At 70.5% G+C, this 17,227-nt stretch carries 15 protein-coding genes; 4 read left to right on the forward strand and 11 right to left on the reverse strand.

Features of this window, described 5'->3' with window-relative positions; genetic code table 11:
- Positions 1-71 precede the first annotated feature (71 nt).
- Together ACF073_RS28260 and ACF073_RS28265 are read left to right on the forward strand one after the other, a co-directional pair.
- Positions 72-599: a universal stress protein gene (locus ACF073_RS28260; protein ID WP_392074306.1), complete on the forward strand. Its 528-nt coding sequence runs from the start codon at positions 72-74 to the stop codon at positions 597-599.
- A 133-nt stretch (positions 600-732) separates the two neighbouring features.
- The gene (locus tag ACF073_RS28265; RefSeq protein ID WP_392074200.1) at positions 733-1,293 is read left to right on the forward strand and encodes a hypothetical protein; all 561 of its coding nucleotides are present in this window, start codon (positions 733-735) and stop codon (positions 1,291-1,293) included.
- An 83-nt stretch (positions 1,294-1,376) separates the two neighbouring features.
- Here ACF073_RS28265 and glmS read toward each other — a convergent pair whose 3' ends face one another.
- Both glmS and ACF073_RS28275 read right to left on the reverse strand, forming a co-directional pair.
- The gene (gene glmS / locus ACF073_RS28270; protein WP_392074201.1) at positions 1,377-3,194 is read right to left on the reverse strand and encodes a glutamine--fructose-6-phosphate transaminase (isomerizing); all 1,818 of its coding nucleotides are present in this window, start codon (positions 3,192-3,194) and stop codon (positions 1,377-1,379) included.
- 45 nt (positions 3,195-3,239) lie between these two features.
- On the reverse strand, positions 3,240-3,497 hold the full coding sequence (locus tag ACF073_RS28275; protein WP_392074202.1) for a hypothetical protein: 258 nt from the start codon (positions 3,495-3,497) through the stop codon (positions 3,240-3,242).
- A 165-nt stretch (positions 3,498-3,662) separates the two neighbouring features.
- Here ACF073_RS28275 and ACF073_RS28280 point away from each other — a divergent pair, with 165 nt between their 5' ends.
- Entirely contained in the window at positions 3,663-5,237 is a 1,575-nt protein-coding gene (locus ACF073_RS28280) for a fibronectin type III domain-containing protein (protein ID WP_392074203.1), read from the forward strand.
- A gap of 67 nt (positions 5,238-5,304) precedes the next feature.
- On the opposite strand, the gene ACF073_RS28285 is transcribed toward ACF073_RS28280, so the two are convergent.
- Positions 5,305-6,171 (reverse strand): DUF4429 domain-containing protein, encoded by an 867-nt coding sequence (locus ACF073_RS28285; RefSeq protein WP_392074204.1) that lies wholly within the window; start codon positions 6,169-6,171, stop codon positions 5,305-5,307.
- A 79-nt stretch (positions 6,172-6,250) separates the two neighbouring features.
- Here ACF073_RS28285 and ACF073_RS28290 point away from each other — a divergent pair, with 79 nt between their 5' ends.
- Positions 6,251-7,852, forward strand: a complete 1,602-nt coding sequence (locus tag ACF073_RS28290; RefSeq protein ID WP_392074205.1) for a beta-N-acetylhexosaminidase — start codon at positions 6,251-6,253, stop codon at positions 7,850-7,852.
- Between the two features lie 62 nt (positions 7,853-7,914).
- Here ACF073_RS28290 and ACF073_RS28295 read toward each other — a convergent pair whose 3' ends face one another.
- The 8 genes from ACF073_RS28295 to ACF073_RS28330 form a co-directional block, all read right to left on the reverse strand.
- Positions 7,915-9,684, reverse strand: a complete 1,770-nt coding sequence (locus ACF073_RS28295) for an IucA/IucC family protein (RefSeq protein ID WP_392074206.1) — start codon at positions 9,682-9,684, stop codon at positions 7,915-7,917.
- The gene (locus ACF073_RS28300; protein WP_392074207.1) at positions 9,681-10,205 is read right to left on the reverse strand and encodes a GNAT family N-acetyltransferase; all 525 of its coding nucleotides are present in this window, start codon (positions 10,203-10,205) and stop codon (positions 9,681-9,683) included. Before ACF073_RS28300 ends, ACF073_RS28295 begins: the two co-directional genes overlap by 4 nt.
- A complete protein-coding gene (locus tag ACF073_RS28305) occupies positions 10,202-11,488 on the reverse strand; it encodes a lysine N(6)-hydroxylase/L-ornithine N(5)-oxygenase family protein (protein ID WP_392074208.1) in 1,287 nt (428 codons plus the stop codon). Before ACF073_RS28305 ends, ACF073_RS28300 begins: the two co-directional genes overlap by 4 nt.
- Positions 11,472-12,914 carry a lysine decarboxylase DesA gene (desA, locus tag ACF073_RS28310; protein WP_392074209.1) on the reverse strand — a complete coding sequence of 481 codons (1,443 nt, stop codon included), beginning with the start codon at positions 12,912-12,914 and terminating at the stop codon, positions 11,472-11,474. Before desA ends, ACF073_RS28305 begins: the two co-directional genes overlap by 17 nt.
- Before the next feature lie 111 nt (positions 12,915-13,025).
- Positions 13,026-13,877 carry a siderophore-interacting protein gene (locus ACF073_RS28315; RefSeq protein ID WP_392074210.1) on the reverse strand — a complete coding sequence of 284 codons (852 nt, stop codon included), beginning with the start codon at positions 13,875-13,877 and terminating at the stop codon, positions 13,026-13,028.
- Between the two features lie 55 nt (positions 13,878-13,932).
- Complete coding sequence (locus ACF073_RS28320) at positions 13,933-14,979, reverse strand: ABC transporter substrate-binding protein (protein ID WP_392074211.1); 1,047 nt, start codon at positions 14,977-14,979, stop codon at positions 13,933-13,935.
- A gap of 153 nt (positions 14,980-15,132) precedes the next feature.
- Complete coding sequence (locus ACF073_RS28325; RefSeq protein ID WP_392074212.1) at positions 15,133-16,293, reverse strand: acyl-CoA dehydrogenase family protein; 1,161 nt, start codon at positions 16,291-16,293, stop codon at positions 15,133-15,135.
- A 5-nt stretch (positions 16,294-16,298) separates the two neighbouring features.
- Positions 16,299-17,219 (reverse strand): hydroxymethylglutaryl-CoA lyase, encoded by a 921-nt coding sequence (locus ACF073_RS28330; RefSeq protein WP_392074307.1) that lies wholly within the window; start codon positions 17,217-17,219, stop codon positions 16,299-16,301.
- Between the last annotated feature and the right edge of the window lie 8 nt (positions 17,220-17,227).

Genomic DNA, 17,227 nt, shown 5'->3' on the forward strand with positions numbered 1-17,227 from the left:
GATGTTTCCCGGACACAGCTCCGCCGCACACTGTCGTCCCTCCCATGAAGGATCACAACGCCGAGACAGCCATGGCCGGTCACGAATTCTCCGAACCCGCGGACCGCAAGCGGCCCGTCGCCGACCCCACGGCGGCCGATCCCCTGGCGGCGGAAGACTCACGCCCTTCCTGCGATCCCGCCTTCCGGCACGGAGTCGTCGTCGGCTTCGACGGCTCCACATCGAGTGAGCGCGCCCTCGCCTACGCGATCGGCATGGCCCACCGCTCCCACTCCGGCCTGATCATCGTGCATGTCGCCAACCGGCTGCCCACCACCGTGTGGGCCGGCTGCGAGCCGCCCGTCTTCGTCGACGTGCCGGACCACCGCACCGAGGTGCTCGGCCTGGAGCTGGCCTGCGCCGACTATCTGGCCGAGGTGCCGTGGATCCTGGTCGAGCGGGGCGGGGACATCTGCCACGAACTCGAAGAGGTGGGGCGGGAGTACGAGGCGGACGCGATCGTCGTGGGCTCCACGCACGGCATCGTCGGCCGGATCTTCGGCTCCGTCGCGGGGCGGCTCGCCAAGCGGGCGAAGCGGCCCGTGATCGTCATTCCCTGACACGCGTCCCGTTTTCCCCGCTCATTTCACGCCTCGTACAGCATGAAACTACTCGTGCGTAGAGGTGGTTTGTGCCTTTGTGAAGGGCATATACCGGGCACCGTTCGACCGCACAGCACGAAGGGAGCCCGCCGTGGACAACGAAGTCTCCGCGGGAAGCGGAAGCACTACTGTGGCCGGCCGACTCGCCCTGGGTGTCACCCTGTTGGCGTTCGGGCTCGGCACGACCGGTGTCATCGACGGCGTGGCCGCGTCCGACGCCGTGTCAGTGGCCCACTACGTGGGCGGAGTCGCCCTGTTCCTCGTCGGCCTGCTGGCCCTTCGCGACCGTGACGGCGCCTCGGGCATCGGCTTCACGGCCCTCGGCGCGCTCTGGTTCACCTGGGCGGTCGCCGGGCATGCGTCCGCCGACGCGGCCGGGCTCTTCCTGCTGCTGTTCGCTCTCGTGGCGCTCACCCTGACCCTCGCGGGCGGGGACCCGCTCGGTCAGCTGGCGTACGGGCTGCTGTCCCTGGCGATGGCGGTGCTGGCCGTCGCGGCCTTCGCCGACAGTTCCGCTCTCGTGAAGGCCGGGGGCTGGGCGGCCGTCGCCTCGGGCGCGGTGGCCTGGTACGCGGCCACGGCGGCGGTTGCGCACTGGCCGACCGCTCTTCCCGGGCGTGCCGCCGGCCGGGGGGTGACGGCCACCGGCTGACCACACCGCGGCACGGAAAGGACCCCCGCGTGTCCGGTGGCACACGCGGGGGTCCGTTCTGTCGTCAGGCCGGCGCGGCGGTCCTACTCCACCGTGACGGACTTGGCGAGGTTCCTCGGCTTGTCGATGTCCCGGCCCAGGGCCTTCGCCGTGTGGTACGCGAGGAGCTGGAGCGGGATGCCCATGAGGATCGGGTCCAGCTCGTCCTCGTTCTTCGGGACGACGATCGTCTGGTCGGCCTTCTCCTGCTGCCGGTGGGCCACCGCCAGGATCTTGCCCTCGCGGGCCTTGATCTCCTCGAGGGCCGCGCGGTTCTTCTCCAGCAGGTCGTCGTCGGGGACGATCGCGACGGTGGGGAGGGCCGGCTCGATGAGGGCCAGCGGGCCGTGCTTCAGCTCGGAGGCGGGGTAGGCCTCGGCGTGGATGTAGGAGACCTCCTTGAGCTTCAGGCTGGCCTCGCGGGCGACCGGGTAGCCCCGGACGCGGCCGATGAAGAGCATCGAGCGGGCGTCGGCGTAGCTCTCCGCCAGCTTCCTGACGTCCTCCTCCTGCTTGAGGATCTCGGCGATCTGCTCCGGCAGCCGGCGCAGGCCCTCGATGATCCGCTTGCCGTCGCGGACCGAGAGGTCGCGGGTGCGGCCCAGGTGCAGGGCGAGCAGGGCGAAGGCGACCGTGGTGTTGGTGAAGCACTTCGTGGAGACGACGCAGACCTCGGGGCCCGCGTGCACGTAGATGCCGCCGTCGGCCTCCCGGGCGATCGCCGAGCCGACCACGTTGACCACGCCGAGGACCCGCGCGCCCTTGCGCTTCAGCTCCTGGACGGCCGCCAGGACGTCGTACGTCTCGCCGGACTGGGAGACCGCGATGTACAGCGTGTCGGGGTCGACCACCGGGTTGCGGTAGCGGAACTCGGAGGCCGGCTCGGCGTCGGCGGGGATGCGCGCCAGCTCCTCGATCATCTGGGCGCCGATCATGCCCGCGTGGTACGAGGTGCCGCAGCCGAGGATCTTCACGCGGCGGATCTGCCGGGCCTCGCGGGCGTCCAGGTTGAGGCCGCCGAGGTGCACGGTGGAGAACCGCTCGTCGATGCGGCCGCGCAGCACCCGGTCCACGGCGTCCGGCTGCTCGAAGATCTCCTTGTGCATGTAGGTGTCGTGGCCGCCCATGTCGTACGACTCGGCCTCCCACTCCACGGTGGTGGGCTCGGCCGTGGTCCGGGTGCCCTCGGTGGTGTAGGTGCGGAAGTCGTCGGCCTTGAGGGTGGCCATCTCGCCGTCGTCGAGCGTCACTATCTGCCGGGTGTGGGTGACCAGCGCGGCGATGTCGGACGCGACGAACATCTCCTTCTCGCCGATGCCGAGGACGACCGGGGAGCCGTTGCGGGCCACCACGATCCGGTCCGGGAAGTCGGCGTGCAGGACGGCGATGCCGTAGGTGCCCTCGATCAGGCGGACCGCCTGGCGGACCTTGTCCTCCAGCTTCTCGGCCGTCGAGCGGGCGATCAGATGGGTGAGGACCTCGGTGTCGGTCTCGGAGAGGAACTCGACACCGTCCGCCTCCAGCTTGCGGCGCAGGTCGGCGGCGTTGTCGATGATGCCGTTGTGGACGACGGCGACCTTCTGGTCGGCCGACATGTGCGGGTGGGCGTTCGCGTCGGAGGGGGCGCCGTGGGTGGCCCAGCGGGTGTGGGCGATGCCGGTGGTGCCCTTGAAGCGCGCCGGGACCTTGACCTCCAGGTCGCGCACCCGGCCCTTGGCCTTGACCATCTTCAGGCCGGGCGTCTTCGGGGAGGTGACCACGATGCCCGCGGAGTCGTAGCCGCGGTACTCCAGGCGCTGCAGGCCCTCCAGGAGGAGAGGGGCGACGTCACGCTTCCCGATGTATCCGACAATTCCGCACATGTATAGAGGTATCCCTTGGCTGTCGCTGGTCCGGCAGGGCTGTTCTCAGCCGTAGACCATGCGGCGCAGCTGCCTGAGCGTCAGCTCCGGCGGCGTCACCGCCCGGTATTTCAGGTCCGCCTCGATCCGTTCGAAGATCGCCGCGTTCAGCAGGCCCTGGGCCTGCAGCTCACGGTGGCGGCGACGGACGAAGTCCTGGGTCGTCTCGTCGAAGTAGGCGAGCACGTCCTGGACCACCCGCAGCGCCTCGCCCCGGTTCAGGGGCGTGGACCGCGTCAGATGATCAACGAGTTCGTCGTGCACCCGGTAGATCCTCGGGCACCGGCGCGCGTTTCGCAAGAATCATGCCCGATTTCGGGCAAGCGACTATTGAAACTCTTATGGATCTTTGTTCGCGGACTGTCCATCCTGTGTCTTGCGTCTCGTTGCCCGAACGGGCGAGTTTCAGACGCCATGGACATTCCTCGTATGGGAGTACCCGAGAAGCTCGCCGGACGCATGAGCATGGCCGAGCAGCATGAGTACCTCCGCGCCAGATTCTCGCGGCGCACCATGATCAGGGGCGGCGCCGTCACGCTGGGCGCCGTCGCGGGCGGCGCCTTCGTGCCCGGCGGCACCGCCCAGGCCGCCGTGCCCGCGCAGCGCACCACCACAGCCGCCGCCTCCGCCGTGTCGGTCGACGGCGCCCTCGTCGCCCCCTTCGGCCGCCACCTGGCCTGGGGCAACGACCCGCGCACCGAGATCACCGTCTCCTGGCAGGTCCCGGTCGCGGTCAAGAAGCCGTTCATCCGGATCGGCGCCCACCCCTGGGACCTCTCCCGGAAGATCGAGGCCGAGGTCCGCACCCTCTACACCCCGGCCGGTGTCGGCGCGAGCGGCGACCACACCCAGTACTACCTGCACGCCAAGCTCACCCACCTGCGCCCCGGCCGGACCTACTACTACGGCGTCGGCCACCACGGCTTCGACCCGGCCGAGCGGCACCTGCTGGGCACGCTCGGCACCTTCACCACCGCGCCCGACCACAAGGCGCCGTTCACCTTCACCGCCTTCGGCGACGAGGGCGTCGGCTACCACGGCCTGGCCAACAACGCCCTGCTCCTCGGCCAGAACCCCGCCTTCCACCTGCACGCGGGCGACATCGCCTACGGCGACCCGTCCGGCGCGGGCAAGACCACCGACACCGGCTTCGACTCGCGCACCTGGGACCAGTTCCTCGCCCAGACCGAGTCGGTCGCCAAGCAGGTCCCCTGGATGCCGGCGTACGGCAACCACGACATGGAGGCCTGGTACTCGCCCAACGGCTACGGCGGCGAGGAAGCCCGCTGGAACCTCCCGGACAACGGTCCCGACAAGGAGAACCTGCCGGGCGTCTACTCCTTCGTCTACGGCAACACGGCGGTCATCTCGCTGGACGCCAACGACATATCCTTCGAGATACCTGCGAACCTGGGTATATCCGGTGGAACCCAGACGAAGTGGCTGGAATCCCAGCTGAAGAAGTACCGGGCGTCGAAGGACGTCGACTTCATCGTCGTCTTCTTCCACCACTGCGCCTACTGCACCTCCACCGCGCACGCCTCGGAGGGTGGTGTGCGCCAGGAGTGGGTGCCGCTGTTCGAGAAGTACACGGTGGACCTGGTGATCAACGGCCACAACCACCAGTACGAGCGCACCGACGTGATCAAGGGCGACAAGGTCGCCAAGAAGCTGCCGATCGGCGGCACGGCCTACCCCGAGACCGAGGGCGTGGTCTACGTCACCGCGGGCGCGGCGGGCCGCAGCCTGTACGCCTTCTCCGCCCCGGACTCCTACGAGGGGCACGAGCACGAGACCGACTCCGTGGCCTCGTTCATCAACACCAAGGACGGCAAGGTCAACGAGACCGTCGCCTGGTCCCGGGTGCGCTACCTCAACTACTCGTTCCTGCGCGTGGACGTCACGCCCGCGCAGCGGGGCCGGCAGACCACGCTGACGGTGTCGGGCATCGCCGAGACCGGCGACCGCATCGACCACTTCACGGTGTCCCGCAGGGCGAAGTAGCCGCCTGGCGACGCCTTCCGGAGGCGCCCCGTGGACGGGGGCGCACTCCCGCCGGGGCGGGCGGTCCTCACAGTCGTCTGAGGACCGCCTGCTTGGCCAGGGCGAACTCCTCGTCCGTCAGCACCCCGTCCCGGTGCAGGCCGCCCAGCTCCCGCAGCCGGCGCAGCAGCGCGTCGTGGTCGTCCCCGGCCGGCTCCCCGCCCGGCGCCCGGTCCTCGGGCACGCCGGGCCCGGCGGCCGGGTGCGGCAGCCGGGCCTGCACCGCCGCCGCGACCAGGGCCGTCAGCGGGTCCTTCTTGAAGCCCCACAACTCGACGGAGTTCGGGTCGTACTTGGGCGGGGCGCCGGCCGGTGCGCCGCGCACCAGGAAGCGCAGATGCCCGTTCTCCAGTCCGGCGGCCGGCCGCCACTCGACGCCGAGGACGTCGGCGAGCGGGATGGCGCGCGGTCCCGCCGACGCCTTGGCGTCCTCCGTCTTCCAGTTCCACTCCAGCCGCACCCGCTCCCCGTCGAAGCTCGCCGTGGCGTCACCGGCGGCGGCGGACACCGGCAGCGAGGGCCCCGGCAGCAGGTACCCGTCGACCGGGTCCGGGGAAATCCCCTCCAGCAGCAGGGCGTTGCGCACCTCGTCGGCGACGTACTCGGCGACGCCGTACCGGTCGGACTCCACGCTCAGCTGGTAGGGGTCCTGTGCGTCGGCGAGCCGGCCCCCGGTGGCCTGCAGCAGCGGGTCGGCGCCGTCGCGCAACCGCAGCCTGAGCCGCCCGGACCTGCGGCCCTGCTCGAAGGAGACACCGGCCAACGCGCCCAGCGGAAGCGTGAGTTCGCCCAGCGCGCGGCGGAGCAGTCCCACCCCCTTGTCCCGGCCCGGGGTGATGCGCACGGCATCGCCGTCGAAGGCCCAGGTGCCGTCCTTCTGGATGATTTCCGCCATGCGGGGATTGTTTCACCGGATCTGCGGGACAGTGGTCCCGACCAACTCTGACGGTCGATCACTTCCGAAGGGAGCGCATGTGAGAAGGAACCACAGCACGACTCCCCGAACCCCCCGCGTCCTAGGTTCCCTGCTGCTGCTCGCGGCAGCCGGCGGCTTCGCCCTCGGCGCCGCGCCCGAGGCACGGGCCGCCGCACCGACCCCGCTCGGCCGCGTGGTCCCGGCACCCGCCTCGGTCACCCCGGGCGGGACGCCGTACCGCGTCACCCGGGCGACCGGCATCCGCGTCGACGACTCCGCCGAGGTCCGCCGGATCGGCGGCTACCTGGCCGGCGTCCTGCGCCCCTCCACCGGCTACCCGCTGCCGGTCACCGACCGGGGCACCGGAGGCATCCGGCTCCACCTGGCCGACGGCGACTTCGGCGCCGAGGGGTACCGGCTGCGGAGCGGCGCCGGCGGGGTGACCCTCACCGCCCGCACGCCCGCCGGGCTCTTCCACGGTGTGCAGACCCTGCGCCAGCTGCTGCCGGCCGCCGTCGAGAGGAAGACCGTCCAGCGCGGCCCCTGGAGCATCGCGGGCGGCACCGTCCAGGACCGCCCCCGCTACGCCTACCGGGGCGCCATGCTGGACGTGTCCCGGCACTTCTTCACGGTCGCCCAGGTCAAGCGCTACATCGACCAGCTGGCCCTCTACAAGGTCAACGAGCTGCATCTGCACCTCAGCGACGACCAGGGCTGGCGCATCGCGATCGACTCCTGGCCGCGCCTCGCCTCCTACGGCGGCTCCACCCAGGTCGGCGGCGGCCCGGGCGGCCACTACACCAAGGCCGACTACCGGGAGATCGTCCGGTACGCGTCCTCCCGCTACCTGGAGGTCGTGCCCGAGATCGACATGCCGGGCCACACCAACGCGGCCCTCGCCGCCTACGCGAAGCTCAACTGCGACGGCACGGCACCCCCGCTGTACACCGGTACCCAGGTCGGCTTCAGCTCGCTGTGCGTGTCCAAGGCGGTCACCTACGACTTCGTGACCGATGTCGTCCGGGAGCTGGCCGCCCTCACCCCGGGCCGCTATCTGCACATCGGCGGCGACGAGGCGCACTCCACCGCCCACGGCGACTACGTGGCGTTCATGGACCGCGTGCAGCCCGTCGTCGCCCGGTACGGCAAGACGGTCATCGGCTGGCACCAGCTCACCGGCGCCCACCCGGCCAGGGGCGCCCTCGCCCAGTACTGGGGCCAGGACGGCACCGGCGCGGCGGAGAAGGCCCAGGTGGTCGCGGCGGCCCGGAACGGCACGGGGCTGATCCTGTCCCCGGCCGACCGGCTCTACCTCGACATGAAGTACACGCGCGGCACCGGGCCCGGCACGGACTGGGCGGGCCTGGTGGAGGTGGAGCGGGCGTACGACTGGAATCCGGGCGCCTATCTCGCCGGGCTGCCCGCCTCGGCGGTCCGGGGCGTCGAGGCGCCCCTGTGGACGGAGACCCTCAAGAAGTCCGCCGACATCGAGTACATGGCGTTCCCGCGGCTGGCCGGCGCGGCCGAGCTGGGCTGGTCGCCGGCGGCCACGCACGACTGGAACGCGTACAAGGTGCGGCTGGCCGCGCAGGGCCCGCGCTGGGACGCCCTCGGTGTCCACTACTACCGGTCGCCGCAGGTCCCCTGGCCGGCGCGCTGACCACATGCCGACGGGCACCCCGGAGGACCGTACTCCGGGGTGCCCGTCCGGCTGCGGCGCCCTCAGAAGGCCGCGAGGGGGTTCCTCAGGGTCCCGACCAGCTGGAGCGCGCCGGACGGATCGGCGAGGTCCACCATCTGCCTGTTGTTGCGCAGCTGGAGCCGGTTGAGGCAGGACAGCGCGAACTCGGGGGCGAACATGTCGTACTGGCGGAACTTGTCGGCCAGCTGGGGGTTCGCGTCCTGGTACTCGCGGGTGACCTCGGCGACCGTGCGCCAGAAGCCCTCCTCCTCCAGGATGCCCTCGGCGGCGAGCTGGGCGGCGAGGAAGCGGAAGACGCAGTCGAAGACGTCCGTGAAGATGGACAGCAGCTTCTTGTCCTCGGGGACCTCCACCCGGACCCGCCGGACCTCGGGCGGCAGGGCCGCGTCCGGGTCCATGACGGCGATCTCCTCGGCGATGTCCTTGTAGATCGCCCGCTGCACCGCGCCGTCCTTCAGGACCAGGATGGTGTTCTCGCCGTGCGGCATGAACACCAGGTCGTAGGCGTAGAAGCTGTGCAGCAGCGGGGTGTAGTAGGCCCGCAGGTAGCCGCGCAGCCACTCGGCGGGCGTCAGGCCCGAGCGGGCGATCAGCGCGCCGGCGAAGGAGGCGCCCTCGTCGTCCACGTGCAGCAGGGCCGCCATGGTCGCGAGGGACTCGCCGTCCCGCAGCGAGGAGACCGGGCTCTCCCGCCACAGCGCGGCCAGCATCTTGCGGTACGGCGAGTAGCGGTCGGTGGCCCGCTCGTACTCCAGGTGCCGGTAGCCGACGGCCGCCCGCTCCCGGATGATCGTGAGGCCGGACGACTTCAGCACCGGGTCGCTCTCGATCAGCTGGGCCAGCCAGTCGTTGATCGCCGGGGTCGCCTCCATGTAGGCCGCCGACAGACCGCGCATGAAGCCCATGTTGATGACCGAGAGGGCCGTCTTCACATAGTGCTTGTGCGGGGCGCTGGTGTTGAAGAAGGTGCGGATCGACTGCTGGGCCAGGTACTCGTCGTCGCCCTCGCCGAGGCAGACGAGGTGCTCTCGGGCGACCTCGGCGGCGAAGGTGACGCTGAGCTTGTTCCACCACTGCCAGGGGTGGACCGGGATGAAGAGGTAGTCGGCCGGGTCCAGGCCGCGCCCGGTGAGGGCGGCACGGAACCGCTCCACCGTCCGCTCGCCCAGCTCCTCGCGGAGGAAGGACTCGTACTCGATGCCGACGCCCGCCGTGAACGCGGCCCGCGAGCGGTGCGCGGCCAGCCAGACCAGCCGGACCGGGCTCGCCGTCTCCGGCGCGTACGACAGGTACTCGTGGATGCCGAAGCCGAGCCGCCCGTTGTTCGCGACGAAGCACGGGTGGCCCTCGGTCATCCCGGTCTCGATCGCCTGGAAGTCGCTCACGGCGAGCTCCGCGGAGGTGACGCGGGGCTTGGCGAGCTTGTAGCAGGTGCCCGAGAGGGTGGAGGAGATCTCCTCCAGGTAGACCGGCAGGATCTCGTCGCTCAGCCCCAGGGCCTCCCTCAGCTCGATGAAGAAGTCCATGGCGGCCAGCGGCAGCTCTCCGCCGTCGCGGTGCCGGGTGATCGACCCGGCGTCGATCTCCCAGTGGTCGAGGGTGCGGCGCACGGCGCCGAACCGGTAGGAGGTGAGCCCGTCGTCGCTGCGGACGACGTACCGGCCGCCGTCCTCCTCGGGCGTGATCAGGCGCTCGTGGGCGAACTCGGCGAGTGCCTTGCGCACCAGGAGCCGGTTGGCCCTCGCCCAGTGCTCGGGGGACAGATGGGCCACGGCGTCGGCGAGGGTCATGCGGTCACCGCCTTCTCGAACTGCTCGCGGGTGCAGAAACTCAGCAGGGCCCGCTTCTCCGGCTTGTCGATCTCCCGTTCGGCCACGAAGCCGACGGTCTCGTTCAGGGCGTGCACGGCCTTGTTGCCGACGTCCGGCTCGACGACGACGCGCCGCACCGCGGGGTCCTCGAAGAGATGGGCCATCACGGCGGTGATGACGGACCGGGTGAAGCCGTGCACGGGGGTGTCGGTTGCCGGGGTCAGGAAGTGCATGCCGATGTCCCCGGGCTCCGGCTCGTACAGCCCGACCAGCTCGCGCTCGGCGGGGTCGTACTTCTCCATGAGGAAGGCGGGACGGCCGTCCTGGAGGCCGAGGAGGGCGTGGTGGTGCTCGTCCGCCGCGATCTCCATGTAGGCGCGCTCGACGTCCTCCAGCCTGGCGTCCTGCATCATCCAGAAGGCCGCCTTGGGATGGGTGACCCAGGAGTGCAGCAGCCCGGCGTCCGTCAGCGGGTCGACGGTACGGAACGTGAAGGTCATACGGCGAACTCCTGGAAGGCGATGGTCTTCTCGACCGGGTAGTACTCCGTGCCGAGCAGCTCACGGATGATGTACGCGTTCCGGTACGCGCCCATGCCCAGGTCGGGGCTGGTGATGCTGTGCGTGTGGACGCCGCCGTTCTGCAGGAACACCCCGCGTCCGGTGACGTCGATGGCGTAGTTGCGGGCGACGTCGAAGCGGCCGTGGCCGTCGAAGCGCAGCCGGTCGCGCAGCGGCGCGAGGAAGGCCGGCGGGGTGTAGTGGTAGCCGGTGGCCAGGACCAGGCCCTCGGTGCCGATCTCGAAGTCCTTGCCCTGCTCCTCCTGGCGGAAGCCCAGGGTGTACGTGCCGTCCCGGTACGCCGCCGAGCGCAGCGCGGAGTTGGTCAGCAGGCGGGTGGGCACCGGGCGGTCGCCGCTCTCCACGTGCTTCTGGTACAGCAGGTCGAAGATCGAGTCGATCAGGTCCGCGTTGATGCCCTTGAACAGGCCCTTCTGCTGCTTCTCCAGCCGGTAGCGGGTCTCCTCGGGCAGCTCCCGGAAGTAGTCGATGTAGTCCGGGGAGGTCATCTCCAGGGTCAGCTTGGTGTACTCCAGCGGGAAGAACCGCGGGGAGCGGGTGACCCAGTTGAGCTGGTAGCCGTGGACGTCGATCTCGGCGAGCAGCTCGTAGTAGATCTCGGCCGCGCTCTGGCCGCTGCCGACGATCGTGACGGACTTCTTCCGCCGCAGCTCCGCCTTGCGGTGCATGTACTGGGAGTTGTGCAGGAAGTCCCCGTCCAGTCCCTGGCAGGCGTCCGGGATGTAGGGGCGGGTGCCGGTGCCCAGGACCAGGTGCCGGCCGCGGTAGGTGTCCCCGGCCTCGGTGCGGACGACGTACAGCTCGTCCTCGTACGTCACCTCGGTGACGGTGGTGCCGAAGCGGACGCTGCTCAGCTTGCCCGCGGCCCAGCGGCAGTAGTCGTCGTACTCGGCGCGCAGCGGGTAGAAGTTCTCGCGTATGTAGAACGAGTACAGTCTGCCCTTCTCCTTCAGGTAGTTCAGGAAGGAGAACGGCGAGGTCGGGTCGGCCAGGGTCACCAGGTCCGACATGAACGGCGTCTGGAGGTGGGCGCCGTCCAGGAACATGCCGGCGTGCCACTCGAAGTCCGGCTTGGACTCCAGGAAGACGCCGTCGAGTTCGGCGATCGGCTCGGTCAGGCAGGCGAGGCCGAGGTTGAAGGGGCCGAGCCCGATCCCCACGAAGTCGTGGGTCTCGTGCTGGGCTTCAGGACGCGCGGTCAAGGGACTCTCCCAGGTACTGCTCGGCATGGCCGGCGATCAGATCGAGGACGGCGGCGATGTCGGCCGTCGTGGTCTCGGGGTTGAGCAGGGTGAACTTCAGGTAGTGGCGGCCGGCCACCTTGGTGCCGGCGACCACGGCGTCCCCGGAGGCGAACAGGGCCTTGCGGGCGTACAGGTTGGCCCGGTCGGTCTCGGCCGGGTCGGTGACCGCCGCCGGGACGTAGCGGAAGACGAGGGTGGACAGGCTGGGCTCGACCACGACCTCGTAGCGGGGGTCGGCCGCCAGCTGCTTCCAGCCCTCCCGCGCCAGGTCGCAGACCTCGTCGAAGAGCTGCCCGATGCCGTCGGCGCCCATCGTGCGCAGGGTCATCCACAGTTTGAGGGCGTCGAAGCGGCGGGTGGTCTGCAGCGACTTGTCCACCTGGTTGGGGATGCGCTCCTGCACCATGCGGCGCGGGTTGAGGTACTCGGCGTGGTAGGTGGCGTGCCGCAGCGCGGCGGTGTCCCGGACCAGCAGGGCCGAGGAACTGACCGGCTGGAAGAAGGACTTGTGGTAGTCGACGGTGACCGAGTCGGCGCGCTCGATGCCGTCGACGCGGTCCCGGTACTTCAGCGAGGCGAGCAGCCCGCAGCCGTAGGCGGCGTCCACGTGCATCCAGACGTCGTACTGGGCGCAGAGTTCGGCGATCTCCGGCAGCGGGTCTATGGAGCCGAAGTCGGTGGTGCCCGCGGTGGCGACGACGGCCATGGGGACCAGGCCCTCCTTCGCGCAGCGCTCCAGCTCGTGGGCGAGGGCGACGGTCTGCATCCGCTTGTCGTGGTCGACGGGGACGCTGACCACGGCGTCCGGCGCGAGGCCGAGCAGTTTGGCCGACTTCTTCACGCTGAAGTGGCTGACGTCGGAGGCGAAGATCCGCAGTCGGGCCAGGTCGTCGGTCTTGGTCTCCTCGCGGGCCAGCAGCAGCGCCTGGAGGTTGGACTGGCTGCCGCCGGAGGTGAAGACGCCGTCGGCGGCCGGGCCGAGGCCGATGCGTTCGGCCGTCCAGTCGATGAGCCGGCGCTCTATGAGGGTGCCGCCGGCCGACTGGTCCCAGGTGTCGAGCGAGGAGTTGACGGCGCAGAGCACGGCCTCGCCGAGCACGGCGGGGATGACGACCGGGCAGTTGAGGTGGGCGAGGTAGCGGGGGTGGTGGAAGTAGACCGCGTCCCTCAGGTAGACGTCTTCCAGCTCGTCCAGGACGGCGCCGGTGTCGCCCAGCGGACGGTCGAGGTCGATCGCGTCGATGCGGGGGGCGAGGTCGTCCACGGTGACACCGGTGAACGGACGGTCGGTGGTGGCGAGTTTGGCCGCCACCCGCTCTACTCCTTCGGTCACGGAGCGGCGGTAGTGCTCCGCTGTGAGGCCATTGAGCAGGTGCGAGCGCATGTGGGGGTCCTCCGAGGGGACGGTCCGTGCGGGGATCAGCTTAGGTAAGCCTAACCTAAGTTCCAGTGGGTCAGGGCACACCCTTCCCGTGACCGGCGTCACTTCGAGGGGTCACTCAGAGGTGCGGAACTGCTCTTCCGACATGCCCTGCCGCCAGTAGCCGACGAAGGTGACACACCGTCGGTCCACGCCGCGTTCGCCGACGAAGTGCCGCCGCAGCGCCTTGACTTGCCCGGACTCGCCCGCGAGCCACGCATAGGGGCGCGCGGCCTGCGGCAGCCGGGCGGCCCGTACGGCGTCGACGGCCATGGGGGAGCCGTCGCGCCGTACGAGCCAGGTGATCTCCGCGTCCGCCGCCGTGCGCACGTCCTGGATGTCGCCGGCGTGCGGCACCTCGAACCAGGCCCGGACCCGGGTGCCGGCGGGGAGGGACTCCAGGATCGCGGTCGCGGCGGGCAGCGCCGTCTCGTCGGCGCACAGGACGACCAGATCGGTGTCCGCCGGCGGACGGAAGCGGATCGCGCGGTTGTCGGCGACGGCCGGGCCGAGCAGCAGCACCCGGTCGCCGGCGGTGGCGCGCGCGGCCCAGCGGGAGGCCGGGCCCGCCGCAGCGGTGCCGTGCCCGATGCCGTGCAGGGCGAAGTCGATGTCGATCTCCACCGTGTGCCCCAGGGCGTCCCGGCGCAGCGAGCGCAGGGTGTACGAGCGCATCACCGCCCGCACGTCGTCCGGCAGTTCCCGCCAGCCCTGCCACCAGCCGTCCCCCAGCTCCAGCGGGACGGCGGGCTCCTCCTGCCCCGGGTGCGGCAGGAAGAGCGACAGGGACTGGTCGCGCCCGTCCGAGTGGAAGGCGTGCAGATCGGGTCCCGCGAAACTCACCCGGACCAGAGACGGGCCGAGCCGCCTCGTCCGTACGACCTGAAGGGAGAAGAAGCGGAACGGGGCGGCTACGGCCGTCGTCATCGGGGGCTCCTGAGCCTGTTTCAGGGGGCTGGGGGGCGCGGCGGAGCGGTCTTGCCTAGCTGACCTTCTTGGCCTTCTCCAGGGCCTCGGCCAGGGTCGTGAGCAGCGGCACGCACTTGTCGTAGGACAGGATCGGCTCCGGCGAACGGGAGACGACCTGGCCGGCCTTGACCGCGGGGAGCTTCTTCCAGGTGGCCTTGGTGATGGCGGCCGGCTGGATCGCCGAGGTGCGGTCGTCCATCATGATGATGTCGGCCTTGTACTTGTCGACGTTCTCCCAGCTCAGCGACTCGTACCAGCCGCCGCCCTGCTTCTTGGCGCTCTCCGGCGGCTCCACGAAGTTCACGCCGAGGGACTTGAAGTACTCCAGGTCGATGGAGAGGTTCGTGCCGGAGACGTAGAACAGCTGGTCGCTCGCGGAACCGGCCATCACCTTGATCTCGGGCTTGGCCTTGGCGGCGGCGCGCAGCCGGGCGGCGGCGTCCTCGAAGCGCTTCTTGGCGTCGGTGACCTTGGCGGCCTTCATGTTCGCGCCGAGCGACTCGGCCAGCTCCCACATGCGCTGGAGCGGCTGGGTGAGCTGGCGGTCGTAGACGGAGACGCCGACGCTGGGGGCCAGCTGCGCGATCTTCTTCTTCGACTCCTCCGGGACGTACCAGAGGGTGCCGGCGTCGTCGAACAGCGTCGAGATGAGCACGTCCGGGGCGAGGGAGGCGTACTTCTCGATGTTGAACTGGCCCCAGGCGTTGCCGAGGACCGTCAGCTTGCTGATGTCCATGTCGCCGGCCTGGACGTCGGCCTTGCCGTCGGTGGTCTTGGTGGGGCCGAAGACGCCCTTCACCTGGACGCCGTAGTCGTACAGCGCGGCGCCGACACCCGTGAACGCGACGATGTTCGCGGGGACCTTGTCCAGCTTCACGGTCGTGCCGCGGTCGTCCTTGAAGGTCCAGGGGCCGGACTTGCCGCTGCCGGCAGCCTTGCCGGAGTCCCCGTCTTTGCCCTTGTCGTCCCCGCAGGCAGCGAGTGCGGCACCGAGTCCGAGGGCGCCGCCCGCGGCGAGGAGGCCGCGGCGATTGAGGTGGGTGGCACGGGCATGGGACATGGGTATGACTGCTTTCGAACGGGGCGAGGCGCCCGCCGGACAAGTTCGTGGGTAGGTTAGCCTAACCTCAGCTGTTGTCCCAGAGGGTGGTGCCCGTCGGGCGCCCGTGACCCGTCCCGCGGACCGCCGACGCCCCGTTCGGAGTTGACCGCCTCAGCTCACCAGGCCCAGCTCCCGGGCGATCAGCATCCGCTGCACCTCGCTCGTGCCCTCGCCGATCTCCAGGATCTTGGAGTCGCGCCACATGCGGGCCACCGGGTACTCGTTCATGAAGCCGTAGCCGCCGTGCACCTGCGTGGCGTCACGGGCGTTGTCGACGGCGACCGTGGAGGAGTAGAGCTTGGCCAGCGCCGCCTCCTTCTTGAACGGCTCGCCCGCCACCAGCCGCGAGGCCGCGTCACGCCAGGCGAGGCGGGCCGTGTGGGCCTTCATCTCCATGTCGGCGATCTTGAACTGGATGGCCTGGTTGGCGCCGATGGGCCGGCCGAACGCGTGGCGTTCCTTGGCGTACTTCACCGACTCGTCCACACAGCCCTGCGCCAGACCGGTGGCGAGGGCGGCGATGGCGACGCGGCCCTCGTCCAGGATGCGCAGGAACTGGGCGTAGCCGCGGCCCTCGGCGCCGAGCAGGTTGGCGGCGGGCACCCGGACGTCCTGGAAGGAGAGTTCGCGGGTGTCCGAGGCGTTCCAGCCGACCTTGGAGTAGGGGGCGGCGACCGTGAAGCCGGGGGTGCCGGCGGGGACGATGATCGCGGAGATCCGCGGCTTGCCGTCCGGCCCCCGGCCGGTGACCGCCGTGACCGTCACCAGGCCCGTGATGTCCGTGCCCGAGTTGGTGATGAAGCACTTCGTGCCGTTGATCACCCACTCGTCCGTGTCCGGGTCCAGACGCGCCGTCGTGCGCGTCGCCCCGGCGTCGCTGCCGCCGTCCGGCTCGGTCAGGCCGAACGCGCCCAGCATCTCGCCCGAGCACAGCCGGGGGAGCCACTCGCGCTTCTGCTCGTCGGTGCCGAAGAGATGGACCGGCATCGCTCCGAGCGAGACACCGGCCTCCAGGGTGATGGCCACGGAGGAGTCCACCCGGGCCAGTTCCTCCAGGGCGATGCCCAGGGCCAGGTAGTCCCCGCCCATGCCGCCGTACTCCTCCGGGAAGGGCAGCCCGAACAGGCCCATGCGGCCCATCTCGCGGACGATCTCGTACGGGAACTCGTGCCGCTCGTAGAAGTCGCCGATCTTCGGCGCCACGACATCGTGCGCGAACTCCTCCACCGTACGGCGGAGTTCCTCCAGCTCGGGGCTGAGACGGTGGTCCATGCTGATCACTGGTCCTTGTGGGAGAGAGCGCGGACGGTACGGGACGGGCTGGGCCGGCCCAGCTGTTCGGCCATCCACACACTGGTGGCGGTCAGACGGCCGAGGTCGACCCCCGTCTCGATGCCGAGCCCGTGCAGCATCCAGACGAGGTCTTCGGTGGCGAGGTTGCCGGTGGCGGACTTCGCGTACGGGCAGCCGCCGAGGCCGCCGGCGGACGCGTCGATCGTCGTCACACCGTGTTCGAGGGCCGCGTAGGTGTTGGCGAGCGCCTGGCCGTAGGTGTCGTGGAAGTGCACGCCGATCGTGTTCGTCGGCACGCCCTCCTCGTTCAGCAGGGCGAGCAGTTCGAGGACATGGCCCGGGGTGGCCACCCCGATGGTGTCGCCGAGGCTCAGCTCGTCGCAGCCCATGTCCCGCAGCGCCGTGCAGACGCGGGCCACCTGGTGCAGGGGCACCGCGCCCTCCCACGGGTCGCCGAAGCACATCGACACATAGCCGCGCACATGCACGTCCGCGGCCTTCGCGCGCCGCACCACCGGCTCGAACACGGCCAGCGACTCGTCCAGGGTGCGGTTGAGGTTGGCCTTCGCGAAGGACTCGGTGGCGCTGGCGAAGACGGCGACCCGCTCGGCGCCGAGGGCCATCGCCCGGTCCAGGCCGCGCTGGTTGGGGACCAGCACGGGCAGGTCGACGCCGAGGCCGCCGACGAGCGGGAACAGCTGCTCGGCGTCGGCCAGCTGGGGCACCCACTTCGGGTGCACGAAGCTCGTCGCCTCGATCGTCGTCAGGCCCGCGTCGGCCAGCCGGCGGATGAACTCCGCCTTCACCCGGGTCGGCACGGCCGTCTTCTCGTTCTGCAGCCCGTCGCGCGCCCCGACCTCGTGGATCCGCACCCGCTCGGGCAGGTCCTGGGCCGGTACGACCATGGGCAGCG

The sequence above is a fragment of the Streptomyces sp. NPDC015171 genome (genome assembly GCF_043079545.1).
Lineage (GTDB): Bacteria > Actinomycetota > Actinomycetes > Streptomycetales > Streptomycetaceae > Streptomyces.